Raw genomic sequence first — 18,154 nt, 5'->3', positions numbered from 1 at the left:
AGCTAAATATCAAAGTGATGTGGATGGGCATTGGATTTTTCAGTCACCCTAGATTCTTGATACTGATTGACTGAGGCTAAAAGGGGAATTACTGGCTGCTGCGTCCACTGCGGTGCGGCGGCATCTAAGCGCTTGGCCAGTGTTGGTAAATGGTTGGTCGGTACCGCTGGGAACAGATGATGCTCGATGTGATAGAGTAAGTTAAAAGTCAGTAAATTAATCAATGGATGGCGCTCACTGCGGGCATATACCACATCATCGCAACCATGATGGACACTCCATACGGCAAAGAATCCCACCATGATATTGGCCAATATCATTACCAATACGTGATACATCAAAACTGGATGCATCGTGATAAAAGCGGTGGCAATCACTGCGAAAATGAGCAACAGATCAAAGCCAACGAGCATACGATTGCGGTGGCTACCATGCGTCAAGCCAAACCACTGAATCGCAATCGAGAAAAGTCCGCCTCCCAATATCGCCTGATACCAAGGCAGACGAGCCCAATTACCCTCGACATCGCTGTCACCCAGTGGATCTATATGATGGTTAAGATGAGTATGCCGAATAGCATGCGTGCTACAGAGCATCGTGATACTGAGAAGAAACAGCATGAGCTCTGTGGCGACTTTACTCACCCCTAAAGTGCGGTGATAGCAATCGTGCGCTTGTCTCAGTGCGGCAGTAAAAAAGAAAAATGTCGCCACAAGTGCAAGTAACCACCACCCTTGCCACGCGCTCCACCATGACAATGATAAAAAAGGTAAAGATAAGAAAATATTATAAACGGTCTCGCTCAGACTAAGCTGACGCAAATTTTGCCATTCAACACTGGCTAACGAAGGATGACGCATGATGTTCTCCTTACTTGGTGATAAGCAGTAGCTGTCTTGCTGGCGCGACCACTTAATTTAATCGGCTGTTTTAATTTACTTTATTTCTGTCAATAGTGAAATTATTATTTAAATTTTATTTATGTTTAGGTAGTGCTATTAAACCTGTGATGATAGCGCTGGCTCCACCTATCAAGCTAACAACCAATCCAAATATTATTTTCTCTAAAAAAATATCTGTTGCTATAATCCAAACTGAAAATATAAAAGTACTAAAGAATCCAATGAAGAATAACGGTACTATTTTTAGTATGGAATCAAAGACTATCTTCAACTTACATATAGTTAATCCAGCTACTAACGTAGGGAGCAAACCAAAAAAGAATCCGCCTACAATAGAAGCTAATAGCATTTTGAAAATATCTGTTAACTCTTGCCTAAAAATATTACCGTCAATTACAAACATCACAATCATATATAAGAAGACAATCAGACCACCTATCGCACCTCCCAACGATCCATAAACTCCTATCACCTTACCTTTAGGATAGCTGGACGCTGTGGCTGTAGCGCTAATCTCAATATCACTCATACACACCTCTATTTAGGTTTCACATGAAACAAAGCATGATGTAAATAATAATAATGTTTCACATGAAACAATCGCTTAATGATTTACGAACTCTGCTCTTCTAAAGCTTGCTTCAGTGTTGGCTGTTTAAAATCATAACCTGCGTCCTGTAATGCTTGCGGCACTACTTTTTGACCATCAATTAATAAAGTCGACATCTCACCAAATATCAGCTTAAGCAGAAAATTGGGTAAAGTAAAAAAGGTGGACCGGTGTAGCCATGCTCCAAGCGTTTTGGTAAAAGTATGATTGGTCACTGGATTAGGCGCAGTAAGGTTATACACCAGCACTGGCGTGTCATTGATAGTTTCTAACGAGTGATCATCGGTAGTCTGAGTGTCCGCATAATTAGCAAGATATTTTTCAATGATGAATATCACCGCCCCAACCCAGTCTTCACGACTGACCCAGCTCATGATTTGCTTGCCATCACCCAACTGTCCACCGAGACCCATTTTAAATGGGGTTAATAACTTACCAAGCATCCCACCATCAGGATGGATAACCACCCCAGTGCGCACGATAGCCACAGGCACGCCATGTTCAGTGGCTTTGAGCGCTAACTGCTCCCATTCATGACATAATTGATGGGCAAAATCAGTTTTGAAACCACTGCTTTCGGTAAGAGGTTTATCGCCTTGTGCGCCATACCAGCCAATCGCAGAGCCGCTGACCATTAGCTTGGGCTTAATACTGGTGCGCTTCATAAATGCCAATAAGGATTCGGTAGGCTTGATACGGCTGGCGAGCAACTGCTCTTTGCGCGCATCGCTCCAGCGCGAGTCAGCAATGCCTGCGCCTGCTAGATTTAAGATAACATCAAAGCTTTTATCCGAACTCGCTAGCTCATCGTAGGTCATCATGCTGATCGCTTCAGGATGCGTTTGGCTGCTATCGCGTGTTAGCCATGTAATGTGTAAGTCCTTATCCTGCGTACGATAACGTTTGATAAGCTCGTCACTAAAAGCACTGCCTAAAAAGCCTGAGCCACCACTGATTAAAATATTCATGTCCTACTCCCTATATTTTTCGCTTATCGTTTAGTAAAACTTAATCCGTTATAGTTATCGTCTACTTTTTTAGTACTAACATCAAAATGACTTTTACATACTTTTGGTAAAGCAATGCGGCTGGCAATCGCTGAATTGATTGCGCCAAACAATCCTATACCAATCATAAAGGCCAGTAGCACGCCAACCTCTATCCATGAGTTGATGCCTAAATATAGGATGATTGCACCCATATAACCTGCTGACGTTATAAACCCCACTAAAAATGTCGTGCTTAGACTCTTATGATCACCGCGCCATATATTCTTATAAGCGACGATAACACCCGTTAATAAAGCAGGAATAAAACCAAGCAGACCAACATATAGCAATGGCTGATAACCAATCTGCGCAAAGTCCGCATTCCTAAAAACAAACAATAAACCCAGTTCTGAAATCAACCCATCAATCATACTACCAAGCCCTGCAAACAAAATAATCACTTGTAGATAAGGATACACACCTAACTCATTATTCGTTTTCATTCTATTTATCCCATTAACATTCATCGTTAATTCAGTATAAATACGGCGTTGCCAAAGCCAATGAAATTCATGTGGATAATTGGTGGATAAGTATCTTGATTTTGTTTTGCCTACTGATTAAGCAAAACGCTTACGAATAGGACAGTCACTATCATTACTATTTTGAGATTTATTCTTTAATTGGTTCCAACGATGATTAATAAAATCTATGACGTTAACCATACTTGGCAATACATGTTCTTTGGTCAGATGTGGCGTTGCTGCATCTAAACGCTTGGCAAGCGTCGGTAAATGATTGGATGGCACAGCAGGAAAGAGATGATGCTCTACGTGATAAAGCAAATTAAAGGTCAGCAAGTTGACCAAAGGATTGCGCTCAGTTCGGGCGATTGTCTCATCACAATCATGATGCACGCCCCACACCGCAATGATGCCAACACTGGCATTGGCCAACATCATGGTCAATATGTGATACATCAATACTTGCGCTAACATGGTCAGAGCAGGAACAGTTAAAGGAAATACGGTCAGTACGAAGGTAACCAAGACAACTAAACCAATCAAAGCAAACTCTAGCCACGCCAATTTTTGATTGCGACGGCTACTTAGGCGCAGTCCTTGACGATAAATATCGAGTCGATAAGTTATCCCGCCGAGCAGCGCTTGCCACCATGAGCCCTTTGCTAGACTGCCCTCAATATCACTATCGCCCAATGGGTTGCGGTGATGTTCCATGTGGGTGGCTCGAATGCTGTGCAAACTGGTCATTAGTAGCACGCTAAGCAATAATAATATGGCGGTGGTCGTACGTTTTCCTGTACCCAAACTATGATGATAGCCATCGTGTGCTTGGCGAAATGCGGCAGCAAAGAATAAATAAGAAGCCCCGCATGCCAATACATACCAAGAGTGGCTGGCGAACCACCATGACAATAACAAAAATGGATAAGGCAAAATAATGTTGTAAGCGATTTGACCGCGTGTTAACTGGCGCAAATCCTGCCACTCGACTGCAGCAATAGCCTTTTTAATGGCTGGCTCTTTATTAGTGTGTGTCTGATTGACTGTCATTTTACACATCCATTTGTCATTGCTATTTTTGGTTGCTGCTATTTTATAGAAACTTATCTCACTTAAACTTAACTGGCTTTTATACTTATTACATATTACATATATTTCTGTCAAAACAGAAATTATATTGTAAATTTTTTATTTTAAATTACACCGCTAACTATTAACGTAAAACCTTTTTAATACTAGCGCCCAGTTTTAGGACTTTTTTGAGGATGCTTGTGGGCAGTTTAAGCATCTCAGATGACCATGTGGTTAGGGTACTAACGAATTCTTGGGTATCACGAATACGTGACTTTACCTCATTATTTTCATGTTCAAATTCAGGACTGTCCATGAGTTCTTGTAAAAACTGCACAGTTGGCTCAAGCTCACGCTTTTGTCGTTCAACCACAATGATGCGTGCCAGCTCCCAAACGTCAGTATTGGTCGTGAAGTGATCGCGACGATCACCCAATATCGAGACCTTTTGTACTAAGCCCCAATGCTGCAACTCTTTAATACTGTTTGAGACGTTAGAGCGAGCAACACCAAGTGTTTCGGTAATTTCTTCAGCATTTAGTGGCTTACCAATGATGAATAACAACGCATGAATCTGTGACATGGTGCGATTGACGCCCCACTGCGAGCCCATTTCACCCCAATGTAAGATAAATTTTTCGGTCACAGGATTTAGTTTCATGGTTAATATGTACTCTAATTTATAAGTTTTGATTATTTTATTTACTTATCTTGCGCTATTCTTTTATTTCTGTCAATAGTGAAATTAATAGATAACACTCATCGCTTGGTTGACTGTCATGTGCTAACGAATGACCAAACCCGTGGTCGCATCACGAATTTGGCTCGGTAAAATATAGCCTAAAGTGTCAGCCTGCAAGTAGCTGATTTGCTCGCCAAAATATCTATAGGCATCAGTGAAAGTCATAGCAGGCGGTTGCCCTGATGGATTACAGCTTGTGGAAACCAATAGCCCAAATGGGTTTTGAACGTCGACCAGTTGTTGGCACAATTGACGAATCATAGGATGCGCAATAACTCTAACTGCCACTGTTTGATGCTGCCCTGTGATCCAAGGAGGGATAGTCGTTTCAAGTGTCTGAGGGATAGGCAGTAGCCATGTATGGGCTTGCTTACCTTGTAGCTCTATACTGTCAGTATCTGCCTGCCAACTCCTGATGATTTGTTGGCGCTGACCTTCTTCTAAAAGCTCTAGTAACGGCTTTAAACGCTCAGCGCTGTCAGTAATGACGATCATGCCTTTGGCTTGTGGACGCTGTTTAATGGATAAAATACGTTGAACGGCTGCTTCGTCATAAGCGTCACAACCGATACCCCAAACGCTTTCGGTGGGATAAGCAAGTAGCTGTCCTTCTTTAAGCCATTTGGCAGCTTGAGTGACAGAATCAGTAATAAAAGATGTGGATTTTTCCATGGCTTAAAGGCTTCAAAAAGGTAGAAATTTAAGCACTCATCATAACATAAGACTAAGAAAAATTAGGGCAGCGAAGTTTAAAGCGACCTTATTAGCAGCTACCTAGGGCGTGTCATCAATTAGCACATTAGTACGTTTAGTGGTCTTAAAATGGCTAAATTTTGCTAAACATCGTCAGCAATTTTGTCAATATGTTCATATTAACGGCAATTGCTTCCTTGTTTATCTACAATTTTTCTCATTTTAAGCCTCACAATCTAATTGATGACACGCCCTAGATTGTACTGTAGTCAATCACTTGGCAGTAGATAAGTGAAAAGCCTAAAGCGATAGAAAGTACGATTTTAGACGCGCAAATACCTTCCGCCTTGCACACTAATGACGCCTAATAATTCAAGCTCCATTAACTGTCCAATCAGCTGCGGTGTGGCAAGTTTGGTAGCGATAATCAGCGCATCTAAATCCTGCCCGTGCCAATCAAGCTGCTCATACACAAGCATCAAATGCTCTGGTACGACGATAGCGCTGGGAGAAGGTTTAATATTGGATGATGCTAGCTTGCCAGTATCTGCAGTAGAACTACTAACGTTTTCTGAAGGGTTTTCTGTCTGACTGCGACTAAATGTAGATAAGACCGTTGATTGAAATGAATGACTGTTATATGGCAACTGACTATTGATATCCTCTAGCACTTGCTGCGGATGATAAATTAAAGTCGCACCTTCACGTATCAGGTGATGACAGCCTTCTGCATTGCTATTATCAATATGACTTGGAATGGCAAAAACTTGCTTACCCTGCTCCGAGGTTAAACGCGCGGTAATCAGCGAACCACTCTGAATGGTCGCCTCCGTCACAATCGTTGCTAAGCTCAATCCAGCGACCAAACGATTACGCCGTGGAAACGTATGCTTATGTGGCATTGTATGCGGCAACAGCTCACTAATAATACAGCCGCCTTGCTCAATTATTTGGGCAAACAATTTATCATGATGATTGGGATAATTGACCTCAATACCCGTACCCATTACCCCAATCGTTCGACCTTGATATTCAGCGTCTGTCTGTGCTAAAGCACCTAGATGTGCTCGTTTATCGACACCCATGGCAAGACCGCTGGTGATGATATAACCAGCTTGCGCCAAATATTGTGCGATATCAAAGGTGATTTTTTGGGCATGGGCAGTGGGTTTTCGGCTACCGACGATCGCAATTTGCGCTTGACGCAAACGCGATTTATTGCCTCGGTAAAATAATAAAGGCGGTGGGTCATAGATTTGCGAGAGCTGGGCGGGATAATCAGGCTGGTCAGCAAATAGCAGACCGTAGCGCCCTTCGATGAGCGCTTGCTGAATTTTATCGATACTGGCTTGCGTATGCTCTGGCTGTTCATGACGGGCAAGATGGCTATGATGAATACCCAATTGCCGCCAAGCATCTACTTTGGCGTACCAAGCAAGCTCTGCTGTGCCAAAAGAAGTAATGAGCTTATGATAAGCAGATAATGATGCATTCACCTCAGTCCACAGCGCCAGTACTGCGCGCTGCTCATCTGATAAAGAAGAAGTAACTGCCATCATAATCATCTAGCTCGTATAGGCTAAGTTAGTATATCCCGTCCAAAAATAAGCATGTTCTCACTTATAGTGTACTCATTTATAGATATGGCGGTGGTAACAGCTGGTCGCCGACGTTTAATGGTAGCTCTGAATCAAGCACATAAGCATAGCTAATATTATCGAAAGTATTGAATACCATGACCATACCGCTTGGCTCATTTGGTAAGCGTACTGGCGTGTCATTGTCTTTGGTATCGCGGATCAAGGCCCCTTTTTGATAGACAGTCAATACATCACCAGGCTTAGCACCATGGGTACTACCTAAGTTGATAGCAACGACACTACCCTTCGCCGCTGAGCTGATTGAGTCCATGACTCGGACAATCATGCCACCACGACTGACAATTGCAGGGGCTGGATAAAACACAGGTGGAATAGAGTTATTCAACTCAACGAATACGCGATCACCTTCACGTACTTCTTTGTCGTAACTGTCGGTGAGCTGCAAACTGCTGACGCCGTTGGTTTCTGTCGAAGTAACCAAACCCGTCGCAACTTGCGTGACTTCTAGACCAATAACTTCTTGGGTTTTTGGCTCAACATATAGCTCTCCTTCACGGTAGATACCATAACGCTGACCGACGATCAGTGGCACACCTTTGGCATACACTTTATCGCCGCTAGCGGTAATTAAGTTGCCTTTTTTAGAAGCCAATATATAAGGGGTGGTATTAAAATCTTGTGGATTAACGATGACTGTCTTATCTAACCAGTGTTGAATAGCAGACCACGGAAGCGGTGGAATACTGTTGGCTGTTGAAGTGACTGAAACTGTGCTAGATACCACGTTACCCGTTAACTGCTTTTCAACTCCAGCACAACCTTCGCCAGTATCAACACCAATTAAGGTTTTACCTTGAATCACACATAAGATAAGGATGTCGTTAGGATAAATAAGATTGGGGTTTTTGATTTGCTTATTGGTTGCCCATATCTCTTTCCAGCGCCACGGACTGTCTAAATAACGTCCTGAGATGTCCCACAACGTATCGCCTTTTTTGACGATATAGCGATTGGGCGCATCCGCTTTGATGGCTGGTGGTGGATTGTTAGCGTGGGCAGCACTCATTAGCATTGCACTACTAAATGTCGTAACTAATAATCCTTTTGCCAGTGCTTTTGCTGTCTTTTTTAAGCTCATCTTCATTGTTATATCCACAATATGTACCGCTGTTGTCGCCACAATTAGTATCATTTAGATCTATTACTTAACCTTAATCTTTGACTGTCATTAAAATAGTGACAAGCAATAAGGGTCGTAAAAGGACTTAATCGTACGATTATCATGACGCTTATAGGGCAGCTGTTCAGTGTAATTGGCTGGTATGATTACTAAAAAAGCGTCTAGCAAAATGATGAGTCGCCGACGCTGTTTCTAATATTACAATTATATCTACCATAACACAATCATAAACACTTTATTACAATGGCGTAACTTTTATGTGGACGCTTGTTTAATGGTTAAACAAAGCTAATAACAGGTCCAGCATTAATTCAGGCTGGATTTGGCGTCACATGTTGACGAATTTGCTCAGCGACCAGCTCAGCGTTGTTATCCAGCACCACCACGTGCTGTGGTAAGCTCTCCAAGCCTTCGGTATGCGCTGGCCGAGCAATGTCTATTGGCCCAATCGCTTCAACGATTGTGTCAGCAAATTTGACGGGTAACGCTGTCTCCGCACAGACAATGATTTCACCCTCTAACTGTAGCTCTTTAGCAACCTTGATACCGTCAGCTGTATGCGGATCAACTAGCTCACCATGCTGCTCATAAAGCGCTTTAATGGTTTGCAGGCGGTCGCTATGGGTCGACTTGCCAGCAGCAAAACCGTAACGGCTGTTGACCGCATCCATCAAGTCAGATAAGTCAAAACCTTGACCAGACTTCACCCCTTCAAACAACTCATGAACGCGCGCGCTGTCTTTTTCTAGTAGCAAATAAACAAAGCGCTCAAAGTTAGACGCTTTGGAGATATCCATTGAAGGACTTGAAGTAATATAGGTTTTGGCAGTCGGACGCGGCTGGTAAGCACCTTGATTAAAGAAGTCGTTGAGGACATCGTTTTCATTGGTTGCGACGATTAAACGCTCAATCGGCAGACCCATCTCTCGTGCTATATGACCGGCACAAATATTACCAAAGTTGCCTGATGGCACGCTAAAACTAACTTTTTCGTCATTACTTGAAGTCACGGCAAAATAGGCTTTAAAATAATAAACGATTTGCGCTAGGATACGACCCCAATTGATAGAATTGACTGTCCCTAAGTTATAAGCCGCTTTAAACTTAGCATCCTGTTGTAGCGCTTTAACGATATCTTGGCAATCATCAAACATGCCTTCGATGGCGATATTATGGATATTATCATCGGTCAGGCTATACATCTGCGCGCGCTGAAATTCGCTCATTTTGCCGTGCGGTGACAGCATAAAGACTTCGATGTTTTCTTTACCACGCAGGGCATATTCTGCTGCACTGCCTGTATCACCACTGGTCGCACCAATAATGGTGATGCGCGCGTCTTTCTTCTTTAGTACATATTCGAAAGCATTACCCAAAAACTGCATGGCAACATCTTTAAACGCTAACGTCGGACCGTTTGATAATCCTAGAATATATAAATTGTCTTCAAGCTTACGGACAGGAACAATCTCATCAGAGCCAAATACCTCAGCGGTATAAGTGCGCTTAATAATGTCTTGCAAATCAGCCACAGGAATATCAGTCGCAAAGCGCTGCATAATCGCCATCGCCAGCTGTGGATAGCTTAGCGTGCGCCATTCAGTCAGCGTCGCACTATCAATATTCGGATAATGCTCAGGCAACATCAAACCACCGTCTGGTGCAAGACCCATTAATAGCACATCACTAAAATCCATCGGCGCTGTCTGACCACGGGTACTGATATATTTCATTAGATTGTCCTGTCAAAGAATCATATTAATTTAAAATAGAAAAAGGGTAGCATATATTTAGCGACAAGCTCTATTAAATAAACGGTTTATACGTTTTTGTAGATAGCCCTGCCAACCTCTACTATGAACGTTGAAAAACCACCGATAAGTCATAGCTCTTGTATAGACATATAAGATAACATGAACCTAAAATTCAAACGATTACAGGTAGTCTAATGTCTTATAAGTCAGAATGGGTAGCAATACTAGCTAATTTTAAAACCAAAATAAATGCATATCTAGCTAACCCAAACAGTATCACTGTTAAAGATTTAGAAGAAGTTCAAAATGAATTTATAGCTTTCGTAGATGGTTATTCTATGATACTAAGAGATGATGCTTGTAATATACAAGTGATAGACGTATTTAACCAAGTGTACTTGAATACAAGCAATACAATATCTGATAATGATACGGTAAATAACTTACAAACACTGATTGACAGTTTTGATACTGCTATCATTCACAACAAGGAAGAAAAAATGACTACAAATTACAATGTTAGTGGAAATGCCCAATTTGGTAATAACAACAGTCAAACCAATACCCATAATGCTACTGATATTAATATCAATCTACAAACCTTAATCAATGAGATTGAAAAGAGTGGTGATACCGAAGCGAAAAGCAAACTACTTGACCTCCTTAATAACGGGACCATTGCAAGCATTCTAGGAGTGACAGCTGCGGAAGTAGTTAAATTCTTTAGCTAAATTTAATAGTTTTCGAGAAACTCTAAACTCTTAATTAAATTAGTAAGACTTTCATTTTTATTTTGGTTTATTGATTCAACAAAATTATCATAGAAGTGTCTTTCATGAGAGTTATATGCACTACCTTGAAAATCTTCAATACTATAGAAACTAAGCTCAATAAATTTTTGAAGTAGTTCAACTCCATAACTATATTTTTTATTAGACTTTGGGATCACTCGAATCAGGTCTTCACGTATGACTGTGTTGTCTCTTATCTTGGTAATTAAAGCACCATTTTGTACTTTGAGTATACTTATAAGTACCATTAAAAACATTTTAGGATAAATATTATCGTAACGTAGGCCTAAGCTGGCTAGAAAATACTTGTAATTCTGTAAAGCTTTATTTATCTGTCTATATGAGAGAGAGTAATAATTTGACAGGTCTACAAATAATTTATACGCGCTCTCTATCGATGAATTGTCACGAGAAATTACAGGTAACTCTAAAAATTCAATCTGATTCCAAAAATATTTATTTCGACTGTTATCGTTAGATAGTTCAGCTTTTGGTAATCTAGTTGGATAATCAATAAATTTCTGCAAATAAGTATGAGCATCTATATTCTGACCGTATACCTTTTTTATTGATTCCTCTAACTGTTCGTGATGCATAGATAAAACAAAAATGACTCCTTCTACTAAAAATAAGTGCTTTATCTTTTCTAGCACCTCAACAGCGAAACTAGGCTTACATCTATCTAGTTCATCAATTATGATAACAAGAGGTATATCTTGATTTGAAGCTTGATTTGCAAGTTGAGATAGAGATTTTTTAAAGTCCCTAAATACTTCTTTCTGCTTCAATGCTTGTTCAAAAGCATTATCTAATGAAAAATTTAAACTGTCTTTAATAATTTTAGCAATATCAAAAGGTTGGTTCGAATTATCTCCTAACTTTTCTTGAATACTTGAGTCAATATTAATAGGTGATGTTTTTGCTATCATAGCTTGTAGAAGGTGATAAGTACTCTTAGACTTGTTTAAATAATCCTCTTCTGCGGTAAGACTATTTATCTTTGCATAGTTATATATCTCAATAGCTAAAGATAGAAATACATCTTCCAGATAGTCATATTCGAACGCATCAAAATAGATGGAAGCAACTTCTTTTTTCTCCATATGCTTTTGCCACATTTTTACAAAAGTCGTCTTACCTTCACCCCACTGTCCGCTAAGACCTATGACTACTTCACCTTGTTTATTATTCTCAACGATATTCGTAAGTTGGTCAGCAAATCCCTTGCGGTCCAACCAATCATTTGCAAAAGGATCAGCATCATTAACTTCGACATTATGTCTTCTTAATTCCATTGCCTCATCCTTAAAGTCTTAATACACAAGTTCTATCGAATTAGAATATTACTTACATTAGCTCTTTGCTGCGCTACGGTTTATTCAGCAGTTTTTTGCAGCAAGGCATAATAAAAGCCATCGCCACTCTCGCTATCTATGGGTAAGCACTGGCGACCGATCGCTTGCTCGATACCCCAATTACAATCGTCGCTAAATTCAATGGCTACTACATTATTATAGTGAGTCATAAAATCCTGCATCTGCTCGACGTTTTCTTGCTTTAGGATGGAGCAAGTGACGTATAAGAGGTAACCACCAACTTTAAGTTGTGGCCATAGATTATGCAAGATATCGGCTTGTAGCAATGCCGTTTGCTCAACGTCTTCTTCAGTACGCAAGATACTGATATCAGGATGACGACGGATTACGCCTGTCGCTGTACAAGGTGAGTCTAGTAATATAGCGTCAAATACGAGCTTACTCTTTTTCTTACCCGCCCCTTGCCATGTGGTCGCATCAGCACAGACAATATTGAGTTCGATATTTTTCTCAGCTTGCTGCAAGTCGTGCTGACTTAGGTTTAAGCGCTGTAAATTAGTATGAATACGCTCGATACGTGGCGCCTCATTATCTATCGCAGTCAGCTTAACTTTCGAAATCACAGGCGACGTTTCAGCATTGTCTTGTTTCACGTGAAACAACGGAGACTCATTTGAGCTAATTAATTCTAACCAATGAGCCAATTTACCACCCGGCGCGGCACAAGCATCTAAAATGCGGATCTCGTTGTTATTGGTGTCTGTATCGACATCTGCGTCATCGTTTTCAACACTCAGCTTGTTGAGTAAAGCCTTATGAATAAGCGGCGCTGCAAGCTGAGCATGCATATCTTGTACGCTAGCCGCCCCTTCAGCGAATTGCGGTAAGGCATTCACTGCGGTACTTTGATGTAATCTTAAGCCTTTGGTTAATATGCTATTAGATGCGGCTGTATCCGACGATTTCTCAAGTTGTAAACCACTCGTTAACTCAACCAAATCTGCTTCAACTTCAAATTCCGCCAATGCTTGCTGATAATCCTCTACCGAGGTAACCGCTGTATTCACACGTAAAAACATCGGCGCAGGTTGACGTAGACCCTGCATCAAATCATCATACTGCTCACTCCAATCTTGCTTAAGCTGATAGGCAAGCCAATTAGGCAAGCTGTGCTTTTTATCACACTTCTTACGGAACTTACTTGGGTTCTTAGCGACTTTACGCAAGATGGCATTGATTAAACCCGTCGCATGCGCAAACTCAATTTCTTTTGCCGCTTCAACCGTTTCATGAATCGCCGCATGGTCAGCCACTTGCAAATAGAGCAGCTGGGTCAAACCTACTTGAATCGTCGTACGCACTTCCTTTTCATCGATAGAGTTATCAGCCAGACTATCGAGTAGGCGCTCAAGCGCATACCACTGGCGCAACGTGGTAAGCAATAACGCATGAGCAAACCCTTTATCACCATCATGCAAACTGTTCAATAACGGGTCAAGGACGCTTGCAAGCGACTGACCATTTTGAATCGCCAGTAAAGTACGAATGACGCGGACGCGGACGCTACCATTCATGATAAGGTTGCTTGACGGTTTGAGCTTATTGTTTCTTGGCGCAGTGCTTCTCATTAAATTGAATTTCCTTGACGTCTAATAATTAGCGTCTGATAAAAGTTGGAGTGTTTGGTATTAAATAACGAATATAAAAATAAATAAGGTTAAGCTGTATTAAACTGATTTAGGAGCAATTATTTTGAGTCTGCTGTGAACTGGTCACCATCATTCAGTTGGTTGCCATGGCAGATTTGCTCGGCAGTCATTGGTTTACCACCAGCAAACTGTAATTGGGTAATGGCTAAAGTACTGGCTTGCGGTTTTTCGACATCATTATCAATATTACTGTCATGACCACAAGCTACCAATATCGCTTTGCGTCCAACGCTGATGACCGTACCAGCAGGCTGATTGGTTTGCTGCGACGGATTCACAGGTAAGCTGGCTAAAATCTTGACACGCTGCCCTGCCAAAAAAGTATAAGCACCTGGCCATGGCGTCAAACCGCGAATTTGTCGCTCAATTTCAGTAGCGGATTGTGTCCAGTTGATTTCACCTTCAGTTTTGACGAGTTTTTCAGCGTAATTGGCTTGACTGTCATCTTGAGCGATTGCTTGTGCTTGATAATGTGGCAAGTCCTTTAGCACGGTAATAATAGCCGTTGCACCAAGCTCAGCCATTTTATCATGGAGGCTAGCAGCCGTATCATCAGCCTCAATAGGAGCGCTGATTTTGTAGATCATATCACCTGTATCTAAGCCCTTATCCATCTGCATAATGGTAATACCAGTCTCGCTATCACCCGCCAATAACGCGCGGTGAATAGGCGCTGCACCGCGCCAGCGTGGTAATAAGGACGCATGAATATTGAGGCAGCCATACGTAGGTGTGGTCAATACACCAATCGGCAATATCAAGCCATAAGCCGCGACAATCATCACATCTGGCTGATAACTACGCAGAGTCTCACGTGCGATCAACCCTTCACTACTAGATTTTTTAAAGGTGAGAGGCTGCTCGACGGCAATATCATGCGCCAATGCGACTTGCTTTACTGCAGAGGCTGATAATTTTTGACCCCGTCCTGCCTTGCGATCAGGTTGCGTATACACAGCGACGATGTCTATATTCAATGCTTCTTGCTGGCGGATAAGCGCCTCAAGACTAACGGCGGCAAACTCAGGAGTGCCAGCAAACGCAACTCTTAAGCGCTTACTAGATGAGCAATCTTTCGTCGTAGATGGCATGGATAAATCGGAGGCAGAAGCAATTGTAGTCATAAACAGGCATTATATAGGGTTGGTTGACTCATTATAGGTGAGTTTGCGATGTTGTGCCATGGTTGTAATAACGGTAATCGAGCGTTACCAATGATACGGTTTGTCTTTATAATAGAAAGCAAGCAGGGCGCTCTTATTGATGAGTTTATTTACAAAACAATGCGTGATTGAGCGATATTCCACTGCCATTCACCATTTTTTTCTAGATAATAGCTGTAAAACCGTAAAAGATAAAACGGCTTGAATAAACCAGCTACTGTGCCAAACTGATGACTTACTCACTATGTTTCTTGTGTCGATATAGGACCACGCTTTCATGCAACAGTTTCAGTCCTTACAGCGCTTACTCATATTTTATGCACTGACCTTGCTGGTCATGTTGTCTATCTATTATTTTGCGCTGTTTCACGAGATAAAAAAACACAGTGAACAACACAGTATCGATACTTTTCATACATTGCAGTATGAAGTTACTGAACGTGATGATCTTCTAAACCCTGACATTAAAAGGATTTTAGAAAAACCCGTATTTGAAGACATAAGCTATCAGCTGGTTTTTATGATGCCATCTGGGCAGACTTATATCCATCGCCATACTCAGCCCAATGAGCGTGCTTTTGCTAACGTTACGTTTCCTATCATTAGCTCATCCCCTTCTAATAATGGCAGTCATAGTGCTTACATGCTCAATAATCGCAACTTAACCGGCACCATTAAAATCAAAAGTGGTCATCAGCTTTATATTATATTGCGCCATAAACCGCTTATCATTGACTGGATATCATATCGCTACTGGTTGCCATTGATGGCAGCGATCATGCTGTTTATTATCGCTTTGCTGTATATGCTCAATCGTCGCACCAATTGGGAACAGCTGCTGATTTATACGGACAATCTAAGTAGCCACGCAAAAGAAGCCTATAGTCCGCCGCCTTTTTTGCAAAAAAAATCTACGCCTGAGTTTCTGCGTTTAGGCCATGCGCTGAGCCGTGTCAGCTACCAGCTGCATAATGACTATCGCCGCATTAAAACCCTAACACATCGTCTTGAACGTTTGGTTGATCAATCCCCTTTACCGATGCTGATGATCATGCGTCATGGTCAAATCAGCTTTTTCAATAAACGCTTTGAACAAATATTCATGTCTTTACCGCAAAGCGATAGCAACTATGAACTGACGGATTTTATCGCGGGTAAAGATGAATCCACGCAACGATTGCTGCAAACATTATCCAACCTACGCGTCACTCGTACCTTAACAGTCTATGGGTTGGAAAATGAACAGACTTACCAATTGCACGTTACGCCATGGTTTGGTGAACATGGTCAGGTTCACGGCTTTACCGTACTGCTGAATAACGTTAATGAATTTGCCAGTCAAATAGGGCAATTACAGCAACAAAATCAACGGCTACAACGCCAAATTAATGAATTTAATACGATTAAATCGACGATGGGTCATGATTTGCGCCTTCCATTAGAAGCAATGATTGACACGCTAGAACCGATTGATCCTGAGACCTTGACTGCTGCGCAGAATGACATTTTAATATCCTTAATTAAAAGCAGTCAAAGTATGCTCACGACGCTTAATGATGTGCTAGACATCGAGGAGATAGCGGTAAGAAAAACCCGCCTAAGCATTGAGCCTGTTGATATTTATAGACTGGGGCAACAGGTCAGTCAGTCATTTATAGAAAGGATAAGGCAGCAAGGACTTGAGCTGCTGTATTTTTTTGCACCTGACAGTCCGCGTTGTATTGATACAGACCATCAGCGCCTACAGCAAATCTTGTACGACTTATTAGATAATGCAGTGAAATTTACCACTTCTGGCTATGTATCACTGACCATCGAAACAGTCAGTAATGCAGAGTTATTAGCAACGAAAAACCGAAGCTTAGTAAATATTAATAAAGACCCTACACTGATTAAAAATAGTCAAATCAATAAAGACAATCCCAATCATGCCTCACACGACTGGATTCGTTTTAGCATAAAAGACAGCGGTATGGGCATCGATATAGCGAAGCAACATCAACTGTTGGTTCAGCTTAATAAAAGCAGCAATCAAAACACCCATCGAAACGTTAATTACATGCAAAAGAACACGACTGGGCAAGGCCTAGGATTAAATAACGTCAATAGCTTTGCGCGATTATTGGGTGGTTTCATTGAAATAAAAAGCACGATGACTAAAGGCAGCAGTCTGAATCTTTATCTGCCTTGCAGACGTCCAAATTATCAGCCTATTTATCATCATAGTCAGCATTTGACTCATATCCATCTAATAGCCGTGATTAAACAACCACTACGTGCCAAACATCTGCGCGATTTTTGCGCATATTTATCGATGCCAGCTACTATCTATACTTCTATAGATAAATTAGATCTACAACAATTAAACGCAAAACTGGCGCAAGACGAGCAAAGACTCGCCCCTATCTTGCTATTAGATTACGAATATTATGAAACCCTGTCTATTGCTTCCGCTAATCAGGCGATAGGGAATGATGATAGACAACAAGCATTAAATACCCTACTCGATAATCCGTCGCTACCAAAGATACTACTTAGTATGAAACCTGAGCGCCGTATTCCCTCTATATTATTAGATAAATATGAAGGATTTTTGAGCAAACCATTAGATGCGACTTTATTGCTCTCTGAATTACTGCGCTTAACCTTACCAGCGAGACAGAAGCTGGTTCAAACCATAGAGATAAAAGAGGAGAATAAGCAGCTAGCAAGCGAAGCAGATAAAGCTGCCAACGAGAATGTATTGCCACTTATCTTGGTAGTAGAAGACAGTCCAACCAATCAGAAAATAACGTGCAAGATATTGAGTAAACTTGGTTATCGTAGTGTGGTCGCAGAAGATGGTCAGCAAGCGTTAGATATGCTACAACAACAGCGTCAAGATATCTCACTCATTTTGATGGACTGTCGCATGCCTGTCATGGATGGGCTACAGGCTACCCAAGCGATTCGTGCGCAAGGCGATAAAATTGCGATTGTGGCGCTGACTGCGAACAATACCAAAGAAGATCGCGACGCTTGTATAGAAGTAGGAATGGATGAGTTTTTAGCAAAGCCAATCAATAAAAAAGAGCTAGAGTCGGTTTTACAGAGCTTCATAAAATTATGA

General features: G+C 41.4%; 15 protein-coding genes. 2 read left to right on the top strand and 13 right to left on the bottom strand.

Annotated elements, in window-relative coordinates; all coding sequences use genetic code 11:
• Window positions 1–2: 2 nt before the first annotated feature.
• The 10 genes from I3252_RS09120 to thrC all read right to left on the bottom strand — a co-directional run bounded on the left by I3252_RS09120 (window position 3) and on the right by thrC (window position 10,045).
• The gene (locus I3252_RS09120; protein ID WP_238034957.1) at window positions 3–860 is read right to left on the bottom strand and encodes a fatty acid desaturase; all 858 of its coding nucleotides are present in this window, start codon (window positions 858–860) and stop codon (window positions 3–5) included.
• A gap of 115 nt (window positions 861–975) precedes the next feature.
• Window positions 976–1,431: a hypothetical protein gene (locus tag I3252_RS09115; RefSeq protein ID WP_238034955.1), complete on the bottom strand. Its 456-nt coding sequence runs from the start codon at window positions 1,429–1,431 to the stop codon at window positions 976–978.
• An 83-nt stretch (window positions 1,432–1,514) separates the two neighbouring features.
• Window positions 1,515–2,480, bottom strand: coding sequence for a TIGR01777 family oxidoreductase (locus tag I3252_RS09110; protein ID WP_238034953.1), 966 nt, complete (start codon window positions 2,478–2,480; stop codon window positions 1,515–1,517).
• A gap of 23 nt (window positions 2,481–2,503) precedes the next feature.
• Entirely contained in the window at window positions 2,504–3,004 is a 501-nt protein-coding gene (locus I3252_RS09105) for a hypothetical protein (RefSeq protein ID WP_238034951.1), read from the bottom strand.
• 117 nt (window positions 3,005–3,121) lie between these two features.
• Window positions 3,122–4,075, bottom strand: a complete 954-nt coding sequence (locus tag I3252_RS09100; protein WP_238034949.1) for a fatty acid desaturase — start codon at window positions 4,073–4,075, stop codon at window positions 3,122–3,124.
• A 163-nt stretch (window positions 4,076–4,238) separates the two neighbouring features.
• The gene (locus I3252_RS09095) at window positions 4,239–4,757 is read right to left on the bottom strand and encodes a MarR family transcriptional regulator (RefSeq protein WP_045447558.1); all 519 of its coding nucleotides are present in this window, start codon (window positions 4,755–4,757) and stop codon (window positions 4,239–4,241) included.
• Window positions 4,758–4,880: 123 nt separating this feature from the next.
• A complete protein-coding gene (locus I3252_RS09090) occupies window positions 4,881–5,510 on the bottom strand; it encodes a Sua5/YciO/YrdC/YwlC family protein (protein WP_238034947.1) in 630 nt (209 codons plus the stop codon).
• Between the two features lie 344 nt (window positions 5,511–5,854).
• Window positions 5,855–7,090 (bottom strand): DNA-processing protein DprA, encoded by a 1,236-nt coding sequence (gene dprA, locus I3252_RS09085; RefSeq protein ID WP_238034945.1) that lies wholly within the window; start codon window positions 7,088–7,090, stop codon window positions 5,855–5,857.
• Between the two features lie 76 nt (window positions 7,091–7,166).
• Window positions 7,167–8,276 carry a LysM peptidoglycan-binding domain-containing protein gene (locus tag I3252_RS09080; RefSeq protein WP_238034944.1) on the bottom strand — a complete coding sequence of 370 codons (1,110 nt, stop codon included), beginning with the start codon at window positions 8,274–8,276 and terminating at the stop codon, window positions 7,167–7,169.
• Between the two features lie 347 nt (window positions 8,277–8,623).
• Window positions 8,624–10,045 (bottom strand): threonine synthase, encoded by a 1,422-nt coding sequence (thrC, locus tag I3252_RS09075; protein WP_238034942.1) that lies wholly within the window; start codon window positions 10,043–10,045, stop codon window positions 8,624–8,626.
• Between the two features lie 215 nt (window positions 10,046–10,260).
• On the opposite strand from thrC, the gene I3252_RS09070 reads away from it, so the two are divergent.
• Window positions 10,261–10,797, top strand: coding sequence for a hypothetical protein (locus tag I3252_RS09070; protein ID WP_238034940.1), 537 nt, complete (start codon window positions 10,261–10,263; stop codon window positions 10,795–10,797).
• A 2-nt stretch (window positions 10,798–10,799) separates the two neighbouring features.
• On the opposite strand, the gene I3252_RS09065 is transcribed toward I3252_RS09070, so the two are convergent.
• The 3 genes from I3252_RS09065 to fmt form a co-directional block, all read right to left on the bottom strand.
• Entirely contained in the window at window positions 10,800–12,152 is a 1,353-nt protein-coding gene (locus I3252_RS09065; RefSeq protein ID WP_238034938.1) for a P-loop NTPase fold protein, read from the bottom strand.
• Window positions 12,153–12,232: 80 nt separating this feature from the next.
• The gene (locus tag I3252_RS09060; protein WP_238034937.1) at window positions 12,233–13,801 is read right to left on the bottom strand and encodes a transcription antitermination factor NusB; all 1,569 of its coding nucleotides are present in this window, start codon (window positions 13,799–13,801) and stop codon (window positions 12,233–12,235) included.
• A 119-nt stretch (window positions 13,802–13,920) separates the two neighbouring features.
• Entirely contained in the window at window positions 13,921–15,006 is a 1,086-nt protein-coding gene (gene fmt / locus I3252_RS09055) for a methionyl-tRNA formyltransferase (protein WP_238034935.1), read from the bottom strand.
• A gap of 316 nt (window positions 15,007–15,322) precedes the next feature.
• Between fmt and I3252_RS09050 the strand changes: the two genes are divergently transcribed.
• Complete coding sequence (locus I3252_RS09050) at window positions 15,323–18,154, top strand: response regulator (RefSeq protein WP_238034934.1); 2,832 nt, start codon at window positions 15,323–15,325, stop codon at window positions 18,152–18,154.

Source organism: Psychrobacter sp. Ps4 (genome assembly GCF_022129285.1).
Lineage (GTDB): Bacteria > Pseudomonadota > Gammaproteobacteria > Pseudomonadales > Moraxellaceae > Psychrobacter > Psychrobacter immobilis_A.
This window is presented reverse-complemented; position numbering and strand designations above follow the sequence as displayed.